The organism is Nocardiopsis sp. NPDC055824 (genome assembly GCF_053616335.1).
Genome location: NZ_JBSHDN010000132.1, coordinates 1 through 18,614 on the forward strand (window position 1 = coordinate 1; position 18,614 = coordinate 18,614).

Sequence of the window (18,614 nt, forward strand, 5' to 3'; positions counted from 1 at the left end):
TACCCGCTCCCCCCCCCCCACCCCCCCGCGCGCGGGGGCGCCGGGTGGGCGCTCACCCCCGCGCCCCCCCCCCCCGTCCCCGCCCCGCCCGGCGGGCAACGGGGGGAGGGTATCCGGGCATGTGTCCCGGAGTACGCGTTTCCTCCGTCCCACAGGATGGAGGGCCCGGGGCCCCTGCGCGACGCGCGGGGGCCCCGGGCCGTGTCCGGAGGGGAAGCCCCCCGTGAGATTACCCCCCGGGGGTACAGTGGGGCGAGGGGGATCCCGGTGCGGGGGCGCCCCCGTGGCGGGCGGTGCGGGCCCCGCGTCGCCCGGGCGGGGGTGGTGTGACGGCAGGGGTTTGACAATTGCATACCCCCTGGGGGTATATTGGGCCCTGTTGGAGCGGTCCGCCACGGAGACCGAGACACCACACACGCCACAGGAGGCGAAATGGCTGCCACCACCACCGCTGTTTACACGGTCGAGGGCATGACCTGCGGGCACTGCGTCAACTCCGTCACCGAGGAGGTCGGCGGGGTCAGCGGGGTCACCGGCGTCAAGGTCGACCTCGACGACAAGAAGGTGACCGTCACCAGCGACGGCCCGGTCGACGACGCGTCGGTCCGCGCCGCCATCGACGAGGCGGGTTACGAGGTGCGTGACTGACATGAACGTGACCGCGAAGCTCGGGCTCTACGCCCTGGGTCTCGTGGCCGTGTTCGCCGCGGCGTTCGGGGTCGGCGGCCTGGCCGGCCCCGTTCTGCCGCAGGAGGCCCCGGGGCACGCGCGCAGCGCGCAGACCGGGGAGGAGTCCTCCACGGGCGGACGGGACCACACGGAGGACGCGTCGTACGGGCACGACGAGGAGCGTACGGAGTCGGGGAGGGACCATGGGTAGCGGGGGAACCACGGCGAAGCCGGCCGGGGCCGCGGCGGTCGAACTGGCCATCGGCGGCATGACCTGCGCCGCGTGCGCGAACCGGGTCGAGAAGCGGCTCAACAGGCTGGAGGGCGTCACCGCCACCGTCAACTTCGCCACCGAGAAGGCCCGGGTGTCCTTCGAGGGGGCGCCCACGCCCGTGGAGGACCTGGTCGCACAGGTGGAGAAGGCGGGTTACACCGCCACCGTCCCCCGGCCCGACCCCGGACCCTCCGCGGCGGAGCCCGCCGACCCCACCGCGGTCCTGTGGAACCGGGCCATGGTCTCCCTCGTGCTCTCGGTGCCCGTCATCGCCATGGCGATGGTCCCCGCGCTCCAGTTCACGTACTGGCAGTGGGCCTCCCTCGCCCTGGCGGCGCCCGTCGTCGTCTGGGGCGCGCTGCCCTTCCACGTGGCCGCGTGGAAGAACCTCAGGCTCGCCACCGCCACCATGGACACGCTGGTCTCCCTCGGCGTCTCCGCCGCGTTCCTGTGGTCGCTGTACGCCCTCTTCCTCGGCACCGCCGGGACACCGGGCATGACCCACCCGTTCGAGCTCACCATCGCGCGGACCGACGGCTCCGCCAACATCTACCTGGAGGTCGCCGCCGGGGTCACGACCTTCATCCTCCTCGGCAAGTACTTCGAGGCGCGCTCCAAGCGGCGCGCCGGGGCCGCCCTGCGCTCCCTCCTCGAACTCGGGGCCAAGGAGGTCACCGTCCTGCGGGGCGGGGGGCCCTCCGCCCGCGAGGAGCTGGTGCCCGTGGCGGAGCTCTCGGCCGGCGACCGGTTCCTGGTCCGCCCGGGGGAGAAGATCGCCACCGACGGCACGGTCGAGGAGGGCACATCCGCCGTCGACATGAGCATGCTCACCGGCGAGTCCGTACCCGTGGAGGTCTCCCCGGGCAGCACCGTCGTCGGCGCGACCGTCAACGCCGGGGGCCGCCTCGTCGTGCGGGCCTCCCGGGTCGGCTCCGACACCCAGCTCGCCCAGATGGCGCGGCTGGTGGAGGACGCCCAGAACGGCAAGGCGGCCGTCCAGCGCCTCGCCGACCGGGTCTCGGGGGTGTTCGTCCCCGTCGCCATCATGATCGCGGTCGCCGCGCTCGGCTTCTGGCTCGGCACGGGCGAACCCGCGAGCGCCGCCTTCACCGCGGCCGTCGCGGTCCTGATCATCGCCTGCCCCTGCGCCCTGGGCCTGGCCACGCCCATGGCCCTGATGGTGGGCACCGGCCGCGGCGCCCAGCTCGGGATCCTCATCAAGGGCCCGGAGGTCCTGGAGAACACCCGCCGCGTGGACACCGTCGTCCTGGACAAGACCGGCACCGTCACCACCGGGCGGATGGCGCTGACCGGCGTGGCCGTCGCGGACGGCGAGGACGAGGAGGAGGTCCTGCGCCTGGCCGGGGCCCTGGAGAACGCCTCGGAGCACCCCGTCGCGAGGGCCGTCGCCGCCGGCGCGGCCTCCCGGGTGGGCCCGCTGTCCGCCCCCGAGGACTTCGCCAACATCGAGGGACTGGGCGTGCAGGGGGTCGTGGACGGCCGCGCCGTCCTCGTCGGACGCCCCGCGCTCCTGGAGGAGTGGTCCCAGGAGCTGCCCGCGGAGCTGTCCCCGGCGCTGGAGAAGGCAGGGGGGGAGGGGCGCACGGCCGTCGCCGTCGGCTGGGACGGCCGCGCCCGCGGCGTGCTCGTGGTGGCCGACACCGTCAAGCCCACCAGCGCCGAGGCGGTCCGCCAGTTCCGCGAGCTCGGGCTCACGCCGATCCTGCTGACCGGGGACCACGAGGCGGTGGCCCGCTCCGTGGCCGCGGAGGTCGGCATCGAGGAGGTCTTCTCCGAGGTGATGCCGAAGGACAAGGTCGACGTGGTCAAGCGCCTCCAGGCCGAGGGACGCACCGTGGCCATGGTCGGCGACGGGGTCAACGACGCCGCCGCGCTCGCCCAGGCCGACCTGGGGCTGTCCATGGGCACCGGCACGGACGTGGCCATCGAGGCCAGCGACCTGACCCTGGTGCGCGGCGACCTGCGGGCGGCGGCGGACGCGGTCCGGCTCTCGCGCCGCACGCTCGCCACCATCAAGGGCAACCTGTTCTGGGCCTTCGCCTACAACGCGGCGGCGCTGCCGCTGGCCGCGGCCGGGCTGCTCAACCCGATGCTCGCGGGAGCGGCGATGGCCGTGTCCAGCGTGTTCGTGGTGACCAACAGCCAGCGGCTGCGCAGGTTCCGGCCCCTGTCGGACCACATGGGGACCGCCGCCGACCGGACCTGAGGAGGGACGGCCGGGACGCCCCGTCCGGAGCACCGGCTCCGGGCGGGGCGCCGCCGTGTGCGCCGGGGCGGCCCGACCCTTCCCCCTGGCCCCGCGTGCACGCGAAGACAGGGGGAAGGGGCGGAGGGAAGGACATCCCTATAACGGCAGATGACCGCCGATGTCCGCTGTCGCACGGGGAATCCGGCTCTCGCGCCTCCCGGGACGGGCCGCTAGGGTGTGCGCCCAGTGGCACCGGCCGCGGGTCCCCACGCGCGGCCGCGGCGGTCCCGCCGTGCCCGACGGCCCCGAGGAGGCGCAGGACGAACCCCGGCCCGTAGCCGACCGACACCCCCCGAGGTACCCGTGTCTTCTGGTTGCCCCCACGCCGCGCTGTACCGGAGCGAACCGCACCCCGACCCCTACGCCGTCTACGCCGACATGCGGGCCGAGCACGGCCCCGTGGTCCCGGTCGAACTCGAACCGGGTGTGCGCGGGTGGCTCGTGACGGACTACTCGACCCTCATCTCCTGGTCGCGGGACACCACCGCCTTCACCCACGACCCCCGGCTGTGGCGGGACTTCACCGAGGGCAGGGTCCACCCGGCCTCCCCGCTCCTGCCCATGATGGCCCCGCGGTCCAACGCCCTGTTCGTGGACGGGACGGAGCACCAGCGCTACCGCGGGGCGATCACCGACAGCCTCGGTGCCGTCGGCGCGGAGCACCTCGGCCGGATCACCGGCAGGTACGCCGACCGGCTCATCGACGGGTTCTGCGGGCGGGGTCGCGCGGACGTGCTCAACGAGTACGCCCGCGTGCTGCCCCTCCTCGTCATGAACGACCTCGTCGGGTTCGACGGGGACCAGGGCCTGCGCTTCGCCACCGCCATGCGCGACCTGTGGACGGGCGTGGACACCGAGGAGTCCAACGCCGAGGCCGAACGCGTACTGTCCGAGGCGGTGTCCGACAAGCACCGCGCTCCCGGCGACGACCTCACCTCCAGGCTGATCCGGCACCGGGCCGGGCTCAGCGACGAGGAGGTGGTCATGCAGCTCCTCCTCGTCGTCGCCGCGGCCAACGAGCCGACCGCCAACCTCATCGGCGCGGCGGTCCGCGCGGTCCTGGCCGACTCCGCGGTCCGCGGGGACGACGCCGTCTCCCTCTCGGACGCCGCCCTCGGCGACCTCGTCGACCGCGTCCTGTGGGCGGACCCCCCGATCACCAACTACCCGGCCGTCTACCCCCGCGTCGACATCCCCGTCGGCGGGGGGCGGGTCATCGAGGCGGGGACGCCGATCCTCCTGGGCTTCGCCGCGGCGAACCACTTCTTCCTGCGGGAGAACGCCGAGCGGATGGAGGAGACCCCCAACAGGGCCCACCTCGCCTGGGGAGCAGGCCCGCACCGCTGCCCCGCCCGCGACGAGGCCACGAGCATCGCGATCATCGCCACGCGCACGCTCCTCACCCGGCTCCCCGGGCTCCGCGCGGCTGTCCCGGCCGAGGACCTGCGCTGGCGCCTGACCGGGCTGGCGTGGACCCCCGTCGAACTCCCCGTCCTCTTCACCCCGCAGCAGCCCCCGGCCCCCGCGCCCGTGGAAGGAACCCCCTGGAGCCCGTCGCACTCGCCCCCGGAAACCTCCGCGCACAAGCGGCCCACCTCCGGGAGATCGGCCCTGTCGTCCCTGTCGGGCTTCCTGGAGAGGTTGCTGCGTGGGTCGTGACCACGCACGCCGGGGTCGCCGAGGCCCTGGCCGACACGCGGATCCGGAAGGACAAGAGGCACCGGAGGGCGTTCGACGCCGGTGAGGGCGCCGACGGGCCGGCCCCGCCGCCCTCGACCATCGTCTCCGGGGTCGCGCCCCTCCCGGTGCGCCTCCGCTGAACGGTTTCCGGGTGTGACACTCCCGGTGATTCGGTCCCGCCGGATGGACGCCCTCAGGTGTTTCCGGCGGGATCGTCGCATTTCAGGGAGGTCCCACGGGCGCTTGGCCGACAGGGGCCACCGACATGCCGCCCCGGGGAAGAGCGGCAGGAGTCGCCCCGGGCTCCTAGAATCGTGGCGACCCCCGACCTTCCCCTCCGCGTCCCGGAACCCTCACACACCGCCTTCCCCCACAGAGGAATCGCGCCTTGACGAACAGCTCGGAAGCCGACCCCGGCCGTGTCCTGGCCAACCGGTACCGCCTGGACGAGGTCATCGGAGCCGGCGGCATGGGGCGCGTCTGGCGGGGCACCGACACCCTCCTCGACCGCCCCGTCGCGGTCAAGGAACTGACCACGCCCCCCAACCTCCCCGCGCACGAGGTCGACGTGCTGCGCACCCGGATGCTTCGAGAGGCGCGCAGCGCGGCGCAGCTCAGCCACCCCTCGATCATCACCGTGTTCGACGTGGCGGAGGAGGACGGCCGCCCGTGGATCGTGATGGAACTCGTCCTGGGCCCCTCCCTGGGCGACCTCATCCGCTCCGACGGGGCCCTGTCGGCGAAGAGGGTCGCCGACATCGGCGAGCAGATGGCGGCCGGGCTGGCCGAGGCGCACGCGCGGGGCATCGTGCACCGCGACATCAAGCCGGGCAACGTGCTCATCGCCGGGAACGACCGCGCGGTCCTGACCGACTTCGGCATCGCCCACCTGGACGGCTCCACCCACCTCACCAGCACCGGCCTGCTGATCGGGTCGCCGAGCTACCTGGCGCCGGAGATCGCGCACGGGCACTCCGCCACCCCGGCCTCGGACATGTGGGCCCTGGGCATCACCCTCTACCAGGCCTCCGAGGGCACGCTCCCGTTCGACCGGCCGACCCCCATGGCGACGCTGACCGCCATCGTCACCCAGGACCTGCCCGAGCCGGTCAACGCGGGCCCGCTGCGCCCGGTCCTGGAGTCGCTGTGCGAGAAGCGGCCGGAGGACCGGCCGTCCGTGAGCGAGGTCCGCACGTGGCTCCGCGAGATCCGCGACGCCTCCGACACCCCCGCCACGGCGGTGGCGCCGGCCCCGGCCGCGACGGGGCCCGCGGAGGGGCCGGCCGCGGCCGAGGCGCGCGCCGAGTCCGCCGCGCCCGTCCCCGTGCCGCCCGCCCCCCGCCCCTCCGGCGGCGGCCCCGGTCGGCGGCGGGGGCCCCTCCTGCTCCTCGCCCTCGTGCTCGTCCTGCTGGTCGGGGGCGCGACCACCGGCGTCCTGGTGGCCGTCAACCGGTCCGGCGACACCGGCGCCGGACTCGTCGGCGACTCCGAGCAGGCCGCCGTCGAACCGTCCGCGGAGGGCGGGGACGGAGCGTCGGAGGAGGCCGAGCCCTCGGCGGAACCCGGTTCCGAGCCGGAGGCCTCCTCCGGGGCCGAGGACGCGGACCCGGAGGAGGAGCAGGACGAGGAGGACGACAGGTGGGACCACCTCGTCCGCCACGAGGACGAGAACGGTTTCGCCGTGGACGTCCCCGAGGACTGGGAGATCGACCGGTCGGGGGTCCAGGTCTACTTCCGCAACCCCGACGGCGGTTACCTGCTCGTGGAGTACACGGACAGCCCCAACCCCGACGCCGGTGACGACTGGCGCGCCGCCGAGCCCGGCGTGCGCGGCAACTTCCCCGGCTACGAACTCGTCGGCATCGAGGACGTCGACGCCGACTGGGCCGACGACTACGTCAGCGCGGCCGACTGGGAGTTCACCTACGACGGCAGGGGCGGCCGGATGCACGGCATCAACCGGGGCTTCCACACCGAGGACAGGGGCTACGCCCTGTTCCTCGTGGCCAGCAACGAGCACCCCGACCTCAACCGGGAGATGCTGGACCACATGGCGCAGACCTTCGACCCGGACGCCTGACCCGGCCGGGGCGCTCCCAGGGATGTCGAGCGGCTTCGGTCAAGCCGTCTCGGCACAGGGCCGTGGGAGTGTTCTTGGAGGTCGGCACCTGGTAGGCCTCAGGCGTGCAGGGCGGGCCGGTAGACGAGTTCCTGGACGCGGCCGTCCAGCGTCCGGTGGTCGACCAGGTCGAGGTCGAAGTCGGCCGCGCCCCGGAAGAGCGGTGCCGTTCCGGTGCGGCCGGTGATCACGGGGAAGATCGTCACCTGGACGAGGTCGACCAGGCCGGCGGCCATCAGGGAGCGGTTCATCGACAGGCTGCCGTGTGAGCGCAGCGGGACCGCGGACTCCTCCTTGAGCCGGGCGACGGCGTCGACGGCGCCGCCGCGGGCGACGGTCGCGTCGCCCGGCCAGTCGAGGGGTTCCTCCAGGGTGGTCGAGACCACCGTCAGGGGCAGGTCCCTCATCCGGGCGACCCAGGGGTCGCCCGCGTCGGGGTCCGGCCCCAGCATCCGGGCGAATTCCCGGTAGGTGGTCGCTCCGAGGACCATCCGCTGCTCCGCGTCGTACAGGGCGAGGCGGTGGCCGAGGAGCTCCGGGCCCTGCTTGCCCCAGTAGCCTCCCCAGTCGCCGTCCCCGCCGTAGGAGCCGAAGCCGTCGAGGCTGGAGAAGACGTCGAAGGTGTAGGTGGCGGTCATGGCGTCCTCCTCGGACGAGGGTGGTCGGGTGTACACGGACTGGGACCCGGCGGCGCGGCGGAACTCATCGCCTCCGGGCTCCCCGGACCGGGCGGCCCCGTGCGTCCCGGCCCCGGCCCACGCGTCCCGGCTCCGCGCGCCGCTCAGAACACCGAGCAGCCGGTGACGTCGGTGAAGGCCTCCAGCGCGAGGGCAGCCGTCACCGAGTTGCCCTTGGCGTCCAGCCCGGGGCCCCAGGCCGCCACCGTGCACCGCCCCGGGACGACCGCGAGGATGCCGCCCCCCACCCCGCTCTTGCAGGGGATCCCGACGCGGTACGCGAACTCCCCCGCGGCGTCGTACGTGCCGCAGGTCAGCATCACCGCCAGGATCCGGCGGGTGTCCGAGACGCTGAGCAGCTCCGAGCCGTCCGCCCGCCTGCCGCGCCGGGCCAGGAACAGGCCGGCCCTGGCCAGCTCCTCGCAGCTGACGGTGATGGAGCACTGCCGGAAGTAGTGGTCCAGCACCTCCGGCACCGGGTTCCGGATGTTGCCGAAGCTCGCCATGAGGTAGGCCAGCGCGCGGTTGCGGTCGCCGCTCCTGGACTCGGACTCCGCGACCAGGTTGTCCGTGTGCAGGTCGGGGTCGCCGGTCTCCTCGCACAGCAGCTTCCGCAGCTCCCCGACCGCGTCCCCGGTGTCGGACAGGAGCTGGTCGGTGACGATGAGCGCCCCCGGGTTGATCATGGGGTTGCGCGGAACGCCGTTCTCGAACTCCAGCTGGTGGAGGGAGTTGAAGGCGTTGCCCGACGGCTCCCGGTGCACCCGCTTCCACACGTCGGACCCCGCGTGGCCCCGCATCACCAGGGCCAGGGTGAACACCTTGGTGATGCTCTGCATGGAGAAGCGGGTGCGCGCCTGGTCGCCGGTGCTGTACATGCCGCCGTCCACGGTGGCGATCGAGAACCCGAACTCGTCCGGGTCCACGTCGGCCAGCTCGGGGATGTAGTCGGCGACCCGCCCCTCGCCGATGTGGCTCCGGACCTGTTCCATGACGGCGTCGAGCACGCCGGGGTAGTAGTCGCTGTCGTCCATCCGATCCTCCCTTCCCGCGGAGCAGTCCTTCCGAGGAGCCCTCGTTACGGCCCTGCCCGACGGGGGGACGGCGTAACCCGCGCCCCGGGGAGGCGGGGCGCGGACCGCCGCGGCGGGGTCTCAGCCGCCGCCGTCGAGGAGCTGCGCGTCGTGGACCAGGAGCGCGACCTGCACCCGGTTGTTCAGCCCCAGCTTGGTCAGGATGCTCGACACGTGCGTCTTGACCGTCGGCACGCTGAGGAAGAGGCGCGAGGCGATGTCGGCGTTGGACCGGCCCTCGCCGACCGCCACCGCCACCTCCAGCTCACGGCCGTTCAGCGCCGCCAGCCGTTCGCGCGCCCGGCCCGCCCGTGCCCCGTGGTCGCCCGCGCCCACCCGGTCGACCAGGCGGCGCGTCACGGCGGGGGAGAGCACCGACATGCCCCGCGAGACCTGCCGCACCGACTCCACGATCTCCGCCGGAGGGGTGTCCTTGAGCAGGAACCCGGCCGCGCCCGCCCGCAGCGCGCGCAGCACGTGCTCGTCGGCGTCGAACGTGGTCAGCACCAGCACCTCGGGCGGGTCCTCCAGGGAGCGCAGCCGCTCCGTCGCCGTCAGGCCGTCCACCGTCGGCATGCGGATGTCCATCAGGACCACGTCGGGGGAGTAACGCTCGACCAGGCCGAGGACCGACCCGCCGTCCTCGGCCTCGGCCAGCACCCGGATGTCGGGCGCGCCGCCCATCATCATCACCAGGCCGACCCGGACCAGCGCGTCGTCGTCGACGATCACCACCCCGATCTCCCTGGCTCCCCGCTCTGTTCGACTCATACGGGCCACGGTAGCCAGGCGGACAGGCGCCAGCCACCACCGGCGGCCGGCCCGTGCTCCAGGCGCCCCGACGCGAGGGAGACCCGCTCCGCCAGGCCGACCAGGCCCTGGCCCGAACCCCCGCCGGCGGTCGGGGGAGGCGGTTCGGGGGAGGGGCCGTTGAGCACCTCCACCACGAGGCCCTCGCCGGGGGCGCCCCTCACCCGTACCCGGGTGTCGGCGCCGGGGGAGTGCTTGCGCACGTTCGTCAGGCCCTCCTGCACGATCCTGTAGGCGGTGCGGCCGGTCCGCTCCGGGACCGTCCCGGTGTACTCCTCCGCGAACTCCACGCGGGCGCCGACCTCGTCGGCCTCCTCCACGAGCTGCTGGAGGTCGGCCATGGTCGGCTGGGGGAGCTCCCCGACGGGCGCGCGCAGGACGCCGATCACCTCCCGCAGGTCCTGGAGGGCCTGGTGGGCGCTCTCCCGGATCACCTTCGCCGAGCGCGCGACCTCCTCGGACGGGGCGTCGGGCCGGTACTCCAGGGCTCCTGCGTGCACGCTGAGCAGCGACAGCCGGTGCCCGAGCACGTCGTGGATCTCCCGGGCCATCGCCTCCCTGACCTGGTGCTGGGCGTGCTCGGCCCGCAGCTGGGCCTCGGTCTCCGCGTGCACGGCCCGGTCGCGCAGCGACTCCACGAGCTCGCGCCGGTGGTGGACGGTCAGCCCCCAGCCGATGACGGCGCCCTGGATGGCCACGCTCAGCAGCACGGTGACCAGCATCGGCAGGTGCGGGTCCGGCCACAGGACCGCGTGCAGGTAGGCGGTGGCCGCGCCCACCCCGAACACGGCCAGGCTCGTGCGCGGCGACCGGTGCACGGCCAGGGAGAACAGGGCGATGAGCATCGCGCCCATGGCCAGGGGGAAGACCACGGAGACCAGCACCAGTGCGACGGCGAGCTGGACCGGCCAGCGGCGGCGCCACCAGAGGGACAGGCAGGCCAGGAAGGCGGCCAGGCGCCCCGCGCCCTCGAACCAGGTGGACGGCGGCCCCGGGGGCACCAGCTCCGGGCCGAACTCGACGCCGGGGGGAGAGGCCCCGGGCAGTTCGAGGGAGGTCGTCACCGCGTAGGCGAGGGCGAGCAGGAACATGGACAGGTCCACGATCCAGTCACGCGCACTGCACCGCTGCGCACCGGTCACCGTGGAAGCGTTCATCGCTGTGAAGTCTACGTTCGGAGCCCGGCCCCGGGCAGGCGCCCGGCGGCACGCCCTACCGATGGCGGCCAGGTCCATACTTTGGTCGTCGGGGCAGGTGGCGGGGCCGCGGCCGGCCGGTCGGGGCGGACCCGGCGCGCGGGCGCCCACGGACCGGAGCCGCACCCCGGGCGGGGGCGGCCGGGCCCGCCCGCAGGCCCCGGCCGGCCCGTGTCCGCGCCCGAGATCGCGGTCCTGTTGGCGGTTCGTGTCCGGTCGGCCGCGCGCCGTCGGTACGGTGGTTCCAATGAGCACACTGGTCACCGGAGCCACCGGAATGGTGGGCCGTCGCGTCCTCACCGAGCTGACGCGGCGCGGGCTGCCCGCGACGGGGGCGTCCCGTTCCTCTCAGACGCGCCTGGACTGGACCGACACCTCCAACTGGGACGACGTCCTCAAGGGCGTGAGCAGCATCTTCGTGGTGACGCCGGTCGGCAGCGCCCTGGGGAACCGGGTCGCCGGGTTCCTGGAGAAGGCGGCCGACGCCGGGGTCGGGAGGGCGGTGGTCATGTCCGCCATGGGCACCGAGCACGCGCCCTCCGACTCGGACCAGCGCGCCGCCGAGCTGCGGGCCAAGGACCTGTTCCACACGTGGACGGTCCTGCGGCCCAACTGGCTGTTCCAGGACTTCACGGAGGGCACGTTCGCGAGCCTGGCGCGGTCACGCAACGGCCGCCTCGAACTCCCCGTCAAGCGCCGGACCGAGGTCAGCTTCGTGGACGCCCGCGACGTCGCGGACACCGCCGTCGCCGCCCTGCTGGGCGGCCACGGGGGCCGGGAGTACACGCTGACGGGCCCGCAGGCCCTCACCTTCCGCGAGGTGGTCAAGCGGACGAAGGGCACCGAGAGCCCCGTGTGGCGGTTCAAGATCGTGGACGAGGCGGGCTTCTACTTCCGCGCCACCAACCGGGGCTGGGGCGAGAGGTACATCGACACGCTCAACGAGCGCTTCGCCGCCGCCGTCTCGGGCCGGGCCGCCGAGGTCACCGAGGGGGTGCGCGCGGCCCTGAACCGCGACCCCATCCCGCTGGCCCGCTTCATGCGGGAGTCCGTCCTCTGACCCCCGCCGGGCCGCCGTAGGGCCCTCCGCGGGCGTCCGGGCCCGGGCGGGGCCCGGGCGGGGCGCGGGTGGAACGGCGAGCCCCCGGCGACGCGTGGCCGACGACCGGTTCCGGTGCGGGCGATCGCACAGGACACAGACGGAGCAGACCCCCGGGAACGTGGTTACCGGGGGTCTGCCGCTGTCACCTCACGGCCGGGCCGTGACGGCGGAAACCGACGTCGGCGGCCTACTTCTTGAGGAGCTGGCGGGCCATCACCATGCGCTGGATCTGGTTGGTGCCCTCGTAGATCTGGGTGATCTTGGCGTCGCGCATCATGCGCTCCAGCGGGAAGTCCTTGACGTAGCCCGCGCCGCCGAGCAGCTGCACCGCGTCGGTGGTGATCTCCATGGCGGCGTCGGAGGCGTAGCACTTGGCGGCGGCGCCGTAGAAGGCCAGGTCGTCGTCGCCGCGCTCGGACTTGGCGGCGGCCACGTAGACCATCTGCCGGGCGGTCTCCAGCTTCATCGCCATGTCGGCGAGCATGAACTGGATGCCCTGGAAGTCCGCGATCGCCTTGCCGAACTGCTTGCGCTCCTTGACGTAGGCCACGGCGTGGTCCAGGGCGCCCTGGGCGATGCCGACGGCCTGCGCGCCGATGGTGACGCGGGTGTGGTCCAGGGTGCGCAGGGCGATCTTGAGGCCCTCGCCCGGGGCGCCGACGATGCGGTCGCCGGGGATGCGCACGCTGTCGAAGAACAGCTCGCGGGTGGGGGAGCCCTTGATGCCGAGCTTGCGCTCGGGCTCGCCCAGGGTGAAGCCCTCGTCGTCGGCGTGGAGGACGAACGCCGAGATGTTGCGGCCGCGGGCGCCCTCGGGGTCGGTCACGGCGAGGACCGTGTAGTACTCGCTGACGCCCGCGTTGGTGATCCAGGACTTCTGGCCGTTGAGGATCCAGTCGTCGCCGTCGGCCACGGCCTGGCTGCGCATGCTCGCGGTGTCGGAGCCGGCCTCGCGCTCGGACAGCCCGTAGGAGAACATCGCCTCGCCACTGGCCACCTTGGGCAGGTACCGCTGCTTGACGTCCTCGGAGGCGCCCAGGATCAGCGGCATGGTGCCGAGCTTGTTGACGGCGGGGATGAGGGAGGAGGAGGCGCACACGCGGGCGACCTCCTCGATGACGATGCAGGTGGCCAGGGCGTCGGCGCCGACGCCGTCGTACTGCTCGGCGATGTGCGGTGCGTGGAAGTCGGTGGCCACCAGGGCCTCCAGGGCGTCCTGCGGGAAGGCGCTCTTCTCGTCGACCTCGGCCGCGTGGGGCGCGATCTTGTCCTCGGAGACGGAGCGCACGGCCGCGCGCAGCTCCTCGTGCTCCTCGGTGGTCTTGAACAGGTCGAAGTCACTCATCCGATTCCCTTTCCCGGCACCGCGTGCCTTTCTGTGGCATCCAGTGCCAGAATAGGGGGTGGAAAGGGCGAAGTACACAGTCGGATAGCTTCTTGGCAGCTTCCGTACGTCGAAGGGGTGCGCCATGGCGCGGGAACGGTCGGGTGGGCGCGTGGCCACCCGCGAGGTGGTGCTGGCCTCCGTGCGGTTGTTCACCGAGAACGGGTTCGACGCCACCACGATGGACGGGATCGCCGCCGCCACCGGGGTGAGCCGCCGCAGCCTGTTCCGGCGCTTCGGGTCGAAGGAGGACATCCTCTTCGCCGAGCACGACGAGCTGTTCTCGACCGTGGTCCGCTACCTGGAGGCCTCCCCCGACGACCCGCTGAGCTCGGTGTTCGCCGCAGCGCGCCTGGTGCTCCAGGGGTATCTGGGGGACCCGGAGATCACCGTGCCGCGCTACCGGCTGGTGCGCGCGCACCCGCGCCTGCGGGACCGCGAGGTCGCGATGACCGCCCGCTACCAGGCGGCGTTCAGCCGCTTCCTGGCCGACCGGGAGGGCGGGGACGGCGGCGGGGAGCGGTCCCTGGCCGCCGGGGTGGCCGCCGCCTCGCTCATCTCGGCGCACAACCACGTCCTCCGCTCGTGGCTGCGCAGTCCGGAGCAGGACCGGCGCGAGGTGTGGGCGAGCTTCGACGCCGCCATGGAGTTCGTCCGCCGGGCCGCCGAACCGATGCTGCGCGCCGAGGAGGGGGCCGCGCGGGAGCGCGTGCTGGTCGCCGTCTACCCCGGCGGCATCGGCCGGGACGAGCTGATCCGCCGTGTCACCGCCGCCGTGGAGGGGGCCGGGGGCGCCTGAGGCCCCGCGTCCCGGGCCGCCGGCCTCCCTGCGGGACGGCCGCCCCGCAGGGCGGGGCCCGCGCCGCGTCGGTGCCCGGGACCATCGGCAGGCGCGCCCCGCGCCGGAGGGCAGGGGCCCGCCCTTCCGCGTGCAGCGGGGCCCGGCCGCCCCTGGACCGCGGCGCGCGCCCGGGGCACACTGACGGGGTGGCGCGGTACTTCAGGATCCACGCGGACTACATCGGCCGCCTCGGGACGGGGGTCGGCCTCTTCGTCGCGGTCGACCACCTGCGCCGGGCCGGGCGGCTGTCGGAGGCCGAGGAGGACCTCTATTTCGACGTCGACGACTGGTTCCGGGAAGCTCTGCCGACCCCTCCGTTCTACGCCGACGGGAACACGGTCGGCGCGGTGACCTGGTTCAAGACGGAGGGGTGCGCGCACTTCACCGGCCGTCTCGACGCCCTCCGGGGCCTGCTCCGCGCCCACGGCGTGGAGCACCGCAGGAGCGAGTCCGACGACCCCGGCCGGATCGTCTACGAGGACGCCCACCAGGTCGGGGCCGTCCCCCGCACGCGGCGGGCGCCCACGCCCCTCCCCCTCGGGACGGTCCTCGGGCCCACCACCGCCGGATCGAAGCGCCACCTCGGCAGGCGCGCCGCACGCGCGCCCGGGGACTGAGCCCGGTCGCGGGCACGGCGGAGGGGCCGGCCACCGGTGCCGCGCGGGCCGGGGACCGAACCGCGCCGGTGGCGGGGGCGCGGCGGCCGGGTTCCTGTCACCCGCACGCCCCGGCGAGCGTAGGCTGGACAGGGCCCACGGGCCGGTCGGACGACAGCACACGAGGCGGGGCGGACAGCGGGAATGAGTGTGGACACGGCGGGCGTGACCAAGCAGGAGTCAGAGGTCGCCCACGAGGCGGGGCGCCGGAGGACCTTCGCGGTCATCTCCCACCCCGACGCCGGAAAGTCGACCCTCACCGAGGCCCTGGCCCTGCACGCGGCGGCCATCTCCTCCGCCGGCGCCGTCCACGGCAAGGGCGACCGCAAGGGCGTCACCTCCGACTGGATGGACATGGAGCAGGACCGGGGGATCTCCATCACCTCGGCGGCGCTGCGCATCGACTACGACGGCCGCGTCCTGAACCTGCTCGACACCCCGGGCCACGCCGACTTCTCCGAGGACACCTACCGCGTCCTGTCCGCCGTGGACTGCGCGATCATGCTGCTGGACTCGGCCAAGGGCCTGGAGCCGCAGACCCTCAAGCTCTTCGACGTGTGCCGGGCGCGCAAGATGCCCGTGATCACGTTCGTCAACAAGTGGGACCGCCCCGGCCGCGAGCCGCTGGAGCTGCTGGACGAGATCGAGCAGCGCATCGGGCTGCGCCCCACCCCGATGAACTGGCCGGTGGGCATCGCGGGGGACTTCCGCGGCCTCGTCGACCGGACCAGCGGCGTCTACACGAAGATGACCCGCACGCCCGGCGGCGCCACCAAGGCCGTCGAGGAGGTCCTGGAGCCCGAGCGGGCGGCCGAGGTCGAGCTGGACGCCTGGGTGCAGGCGCAGGAGGAGATCGAGCTCCTGGAGGCGCTCGGCGCCGACTTCGACCCCGAGTCGTTCATGGCGGGGGAGTCCTCCCCGGTGCTGTTCGGCGCGGCCCTGTCCAACTTCGGCGTCGGCCAGCTGCTGGACACGGTGGTCGAGCTGGCCCCGGCCCCCTCGGCCAAGCTCGACGCCAAGGACCGGCCGCGCAGGGTGGAGCAGCCCTTCTCCGGCCAGGTCTTCAAGATGCAGGCCAACATGGACAAGAACCACCGGGACCGCATGGCGTTCCTGCGGGTGAGCTCGGGCCGGTTCGACCGCGGCATGGTCCTCACCCACGCCTCCACCGGCCGCCCCTTCGCGACCAAGTACACGCAGGCGGTGTTCGGCTCGGACCGCTCCACCATCGACACCGCCTATCCCGGTGACGTGATCGCCCTGGTCAACGCCCAGGCGCTGGCGGTCGGCGACACCCTCTACGACGGGCCCAAGGTCGACTTCCCGCCGATCCCGAGCTTCGCCCCCGAGCACTTCGTGGTGGCGCGCGCGGTCGACGCGGGCAAGTACAAGCAGTTCCAGCGGGGTATCGCCCAGCTCGACGCCGAGGGCGTGGTGCAGGTCCTGACCTCCGACGTGCGCGGCGAGCAGGCGCCCGTGCTGGCGGCGGTCGGCCCGCTCCAGTTCGACGTGGTCAAGCACCGCATGGACCAGGAGTTCCGCAGCCCCGTGGAGGCGTCGCCGCTGGACTACTCGGTGGCGCGCCGCACCGACGAGGAGTCGGCCCCCGTCCTGCACGCCCTGTCGGGGGCGGAGGTGCTCAGGCGCCGCTCCGACGGAGAACTCCTGGTGCTGGTGCACAACAAGTGGCGGCTGAGGGTCATCGAGCGGGACCACCCCTCGCTGCTCATGGAGCCCCTGCTGGCGGGCGGCGTCGACGAGGGCGAGTGACGTCCTCCGCCGGCGTCCGGGACCGGCGCCGGCGCCCGGGAGCGGGACCGGCCTCGTCCCGCGTGCCGTGCGTCCCTCCCCCGTGTGTGTCGGGAGGGGCGCACGGGACCGCTCCGGGTGAGGGCGCGAGCCCCGGGCGGCGCCGTGCGGGGAGAGCGCTCCGCCACTTCCGGGGCCCGTGTGAACTCTCGTGCCGCACGCACACCACACGCCCATCGGGACTCCGCTCCGCCGCGTCCGGAGGTGCCCGTGGGACCGCTGTTGTGCAGGCAGAGGTCAAGATCACCAAGCAGGGGGTACCCCGTGTCAACCCCCTTGATCAGGGCGAAGGTACCCTGAGAGAAGGCCGCTAGGGCGCGTTCGAACACCTGGCCGCACTGAGCTTCGTTCGGGTATGTCCACTTCTGTGAAGAGGGCGCCGAGGGGCCGGTCCGGGCGGGTGGCGGGGTGCTCAGGGGACCACCACAGGAGACGGTGACGACGCCGGGAGAACCCCCGGTGCCGTCTGCGACGTCTCAGGGCGATCACGGAGTAATCGACAATCGGCAAAGTTTGTAAATCTTCACCGTGCGGTAATTCTTCTCACGTCTGGGTATGTGTTGCATGTCACCTGTTCGTGAATCGGTGAAACTTATATGATTTTGCTTAACAGTCGTTTAACAAAACAGAACAATAACGAGTGAATCAAGAACGTGGCGGCAGACCGCCCCGCGTCTGACGCACCTCACGTATCCCCCGCTGGGAAAGGTTGACCTCGGGCATGAGCGAAGACGACAAAGACCGCACGGTGGAGCTCCACTACGAGGGCGGCGTGCTGAAGCTGCCGGTGTTCACCGGTACCGAGGGTGAACGCACCATCGAGCTGAAGACCCTGCTGGGGTCGACCGGAATGACGACCCTGGACCCCGGGTTCGGCAACACCGCTTCGTGTAGCTCGAAGATCACCTATATCGACGGGGCCGCCGGCATCCTGCGCTACCGCGGATACCCGATCGAGGACCTCGCCGTGGGCGCGACCTTCCTGGAGGTCGCCTACCTGGTGATCTACGGCGAGCTCCCCGAGCCCGGCCAGCTGAAGGAGTTCTCCGACGGCCTGCGCGACAACGCCGACATCCCGGCCGAGATGGGCGCGTTCATCGACGCGATGCCCCGCAACGGCCACCCGATGGCGCTCATGGCCAGTGCCGTCAACACCCTCGCCGCGTACTACGACGACAGCGTGGACCCGGGCGACGACGCCCAGGTGGAGCTCGCCACGATCCGGCTGCTGGCCAAGCTGCCGACGATCGCGGCCCGCATCTACCGCAACTCCATCGGCGAGACGCCGATCTCCCCGGACGACTCGCTCGACTACGTCGACAACTTCATCCGGATGACCTTCGGGGACAAGGCCCCCACCGGCGAGCTCGGCGACCTGTTCAACAAGGCCGTCGGCATGCTGCTCGTCCTGCACGCGGACCACGAGCTGAACTGCTCCACCGCCACCGTGCGCGTGGTCGGCTCCTCGCAGGCCGACATCTACGCCAGCGTCGCCTCCGGCATCAACGCCCTGTCCGGCCCGTCCCACGGCGGCGCCAACCAGGCCGTGCTGGAGATGCTGGAGGAGATCCGCGACTCGGGCATCTCCATCGAGGACTTCCTGGAGAAGGTCAAGGCGCGCGAGATGCGCCTCATGGGCTTCGGACACCGGGTCTACAAGAACTTCGACCCGCGCAGCAAGGAGATCAAGGTTCTGGCGAGCCAGATCCTCGACCGGGACGAGAACCCGGACGAGCTGTTCTCCCTGGCCCTCAAGCTGGAGGCCGCGGCGCTCGCCGACTCCTACTTCACGGAGCGCAAGCTCTACCCGAACGTCGACTTCTACACCGGCGTCATCTACCGCACCATGGGCTTCCCCACCAACATGTTCACCGTGTTGTTCGCGATCGGCCGTCTGCCCGGCTGGGTCGCCCACTACCGCGAGCAGCTGCACGACCCGGCCTTCCGGATCGCGCGCCCGCGCCAGCACTACGTCGGCTCCGCCGAGCGACGCCTCCCGGGCCAGGGCTAGCCCCCGCCCGAGGCGCACGACGGTGCCCGCCCACGCCGCAGGCG

At 73.0% G+C, this 18,614-nt stretch carries 16 protein-coding genes; 11 read left to right on the plus strand and 5 right to left on the minus strand.

The window, feature by feature from the left end:
- Positions 1–432 precede the first annotated feature (432 nt).
- The 6 genes from ACWGL3_RS22475 to ACWGL3_RS22500 all read left to right on the plus strand — a co-directional run bounded on the left by ACWGL3_RS22475 (position 433) and on the right by ACWGL3_RS22500 (position 6,972).
- A complete protein-coding gene (locus ACWGL3_RS22475) occupies positions 433–648 on the plus strand; it encodes a heavy-metal-associated domain-containing protein (RefSeq protein ID WP_267946987.1) in 216 nt (71 codons plus the stop codon).
- A gap of 1 nt (position 649) precedes the next feature.
- Entirely contained in the window at positions 650–880 is a 231-nt protein-coding gene (locus tag ACWGL3_RS22480) for a hypothetical protein (protein ID WP_267946986.1), read from the plus strand.
- Positions 873–3,170, plus strand: a complete 2,298-nt coding sequence (locus ACWGL3_RS22485) for a heavy metal translocating P-type ATPase (RefSeq protein WP_267946985.1) — start codon at positions 873–875, stop codon at positions 3,168–3,170. The genes ACWGL3_RS22480 and ACWGL3_RS22485 overlap by 8 nt, the downstream gene beginning before the upstream one ends.
- Before the next feature lie 420 nt (positions 3,171–3,590).
- On the plus strand, positions 3,591–4,871 hold the full coding sequence (locus ACWGL3_RS22490; protein ID WP_452461755.1) for a cytochrome P450: 1,281 nt from the start codon (positions 3,591–3,593) through the stop codon (positions 4,869–4,871).
- Complete coding sequence (locus ACWGL3_RS22495; RefSeq protein ID WP_267946984.1) at positions 4,868–5,032, plus strand: hypothetical protein; 165 nt, start codon at positions 4,868–4,870, stop codon at positions 5,030–5,032. The genes ACWGL3_RS22490 and ACWGL3_RS22495 overlap by 4 nt, the downstream gene beginning before the upstream one ends.
- Before the next feature lie 248 nt (positions 5,033–5,280).
- Positions 5,281–6,972 (plus strand): serine/threonine-protein kinase, encoded by a 1,692-nt coding sequence (locus ACWGL3_RS22500; RefSeq protein ID WP_452461753.1) that lies wholly within the window; start codon positions 5,281–5,283, stop codon positions 6,970–6,972.
- A 98-nt stretch (positions 6,973–7,070) separates the two neighbouring features.
- Here the strand turns inward: ACWGL3_RS22500 and ACWGL3_RS22505 are convergent, their stop codons facing one another.
- The 4 genes from ACWGL3_RS22505 to ACWGL3_RS22520 form a co-directional block, all read right to left on the minus strand.
- Entirely contained in the window at positions 7,071–7,649 is a 579-nt protein-coding gene (locus ACWGL3_RS22505) for a dihydrofolate reductase family protein (protein ID WP_267946982.1), read from the minus strand.
- A 143-nt stretch (positions 7,650–7,792) separates the two neighbouring features.
- A complete protein-coding gene (locus tag ACWGL3_RS22510) occupies positions 7,793–8,722 on the minus strand; it encodes a glutaminase (protein WP_267946981.1) in 930 nt (309 codons plus the stop codon).
- 120 nt (positions 8,723–8,842) lie between these two features.
- On the minus strand, positions 8,843–9,532 hold the full coding sequence (locus tag ACWGL3_RS22515; protein WP_267946980.1) for a response regulator transcription factor: 690 nt from the start codon (positions 9,530–9,532) through the stop codon (positions 8,843–8,845).
- Positions 9,529–10,728, minus strand: coding sequence for a sensor histidine kinase (locus tag ACWGL3_RS22520; RefSeq protein WP_267946979.1), 1,200 nt, complete (start codon positions 10,726–10,728; stop codon positions 9,529–9,531). The genes ACWGL3_RS22515 and ACWGL3_RS22520 overlap by 4 nt, the downstream gene beginning before the upstream one ends.
- Positions 10,729–11,014: 286 nt before the next feature.
- On the opposite strand from ACWGL3_RS22520, the gene ACWGL3_RS22525 reads away from it, so the two are divergent.
- A complete protein-coding gene (locus ACWGL3_RS22525; protein WP_452461754.1) occupies positions 11,015–11,827 on the plus strand; it encodes an NAD(P)H-binding protein in 813 nt (270 codons plus the stop codon).
- A 229-nt stretch (positions 11,828–12,056) separates the two neighbouring features.
- On the opposite strand, the gene ACWGL3_RS22530 is transcribed toward ACWGL3_RS22525, so the two are convergent.
- Positions 12,057–13,214: an acyl-CoA dehydrogenase family protein gene (locus ACWGL3_RS22530; protein WP_267946977.1), complete on the minus strand. Its 1,158-nt coding sequence runs from the start codon at positions 13,212–13,214 to the stop codon at positions 12,057–12,059.
- Positions 13,215–13,338: 124 nt separating this feature from the next.
- Here ACWGL3_RS22530 and ACWGL3_RS22535 point away from each other — a divergent pair, with 124 nt between their 5' ends.
- The 4 genes from ACWGL3_RS22535 (at position 13,339) to ACWGL3_RS22550 (ending at position 18,570) form a co-directional block, all read left to right on the plus strand.
- Positions 13,339–14,052, plus strand: a complete 714-nt coding sequence (locus tag ACWGL3_RS22535) for a TetR/AcrR family transcriptional regulator (protein ID WP_267946976.1) — start codon at positions 13,339–13,341, stop codon at positions 14,050–14,052.
- A gap of 188 nt (positions 14,053–14,240) precedes the next feature.
- Positions 14,241–14,711: a hypothetical protein gene (locus tag ACWGL3_RS22540; RefSeq protein ID WP_344185975.1), complete on the plus strand. Its 471-nt coding sequence runs from the start codon at positions 14,241–14,243 to the stop codon at positions 14,709–14,711.
- A 183-nt stretch (positions 14,712–14,894) separates the two neighbouring features.
- Entirely contained in the window at positions 14,895–16,520 is a 1,626-nt protein-coding gene (locus ACWGL3_RS22545; RefSeq protein ID WP_267946974.1) for a peptide chain release factor 3, read from the plus strand.
- 760 nt (positions 16,521–17,280) lie between these two features.
- Entirely contained in the window at positions 17,281–18,570 is a 1,290-nt protein-coding gene (locus tag ACWGL3_RS22550; protein ID WP_267946973.1) for a citrate synthase, read from the plus strand.
- Positions 18,571–18,614: the final 44 nt, after the last annotated feature.

Excerpts from the sequence above, each read along its gene's own strand:
- ACWGL3_RS22475 (WP_267946987.1), top strand. The coding sequence starts at position 433 with ATGGCTGCCACCACCACCGCTGTTTACACGGTCGAGGGCATGACCTGC.
- ACWGL3_RS22480 (WP_267946986.1), top strand. The coding sequence starts at position 650 with ATGAACGTGACCGCGAAGCTCGGGCTCTACGCCCTGGGTCTCGTGGCC.
- ACWGL3_RS22485 (WP_267946985.1), top strand. The coding sequence starts at position 873 with ATGGGTAGCGGGGGAACCACGGCGAAGCCGGCCGGGGCCGCGGCGGTC.
- ACWGL3_RS22490 (WP_452461755.1), top strand. The coding sequence starts at position 3,591 with ATGCGGGCCGAGCACGGCCCCGTGGTCCCGGTCGAACTCGAACCGGGT.
- ACWGL3_RS22505 (WP_267946982.1), bottom strand. The coding sequence starts at position 7,649 with ATGACCGCCACCTACACCTTCGACGTCTTCTCCAGCCTCGACGGCTTC.
- ACWGL3_RS22510 (WP_267946981.1), bottom strand. The coding sequence starts at position 8,722 with ATGGACGACAGCGACTACTACCCCGGCGTGCTCGACGCCGTCATGGAA.
- ACWGL3_RS22515 (WP_267946980.1), bottom strand. The coding sequence starts at position 9,532 with ATGAGTCGAACAGAGCGGGGAGCCAGGGAGATCGGGGTGGTGATCGTC.
- ACWGL3_RS22520 (WP_267946979.1), bottom strand. The coding sequence starts at position 10,728 with ATGAACGCTTCCACGGTGACCGGTGCGCAGCGGTGCAGTGCGCGTGAC.
- ACWGL3_RS22525 (WP_452461754.1), top strand. The coding sequence starts at position 11,015 with ATGAGCACACTGGTCACCGGAGCCACCGGAATGGTGGGCCGTCGCGTC.
- ACWGL3_RS22530 (WP_267946977.1), bottom strand. The coding sequence starts at position 13,214 with ATGAGTGACTTCGACCTGTTCAAGACCACCGAGGAGCACGAGGAGCTG.
- ACWGL3_RS22535 (WP_267946976.1), top strand. The coding sequence starts at position 13,339 with ATGGCGCGGGAACGGTCGGGTGGGCGCGTGGCCACCCGCGAGGTGGTG.
- ACWGL3_RS22545 (WP_267946974.1), top strand. The coding sequence starts at position 14,895 with ATGAGTGTGGACACGGCGGGCGTGACCAAGCAGGAGTCAGAGGTCGCC.
- ACWGL3_RS22550 (WP_267946973.1), top strand. The coding sequence starts at position 17,281 with ATGAGCGAAGACGACAAAGACCGCACGGTGGAGCTCCACTACGAGGGC.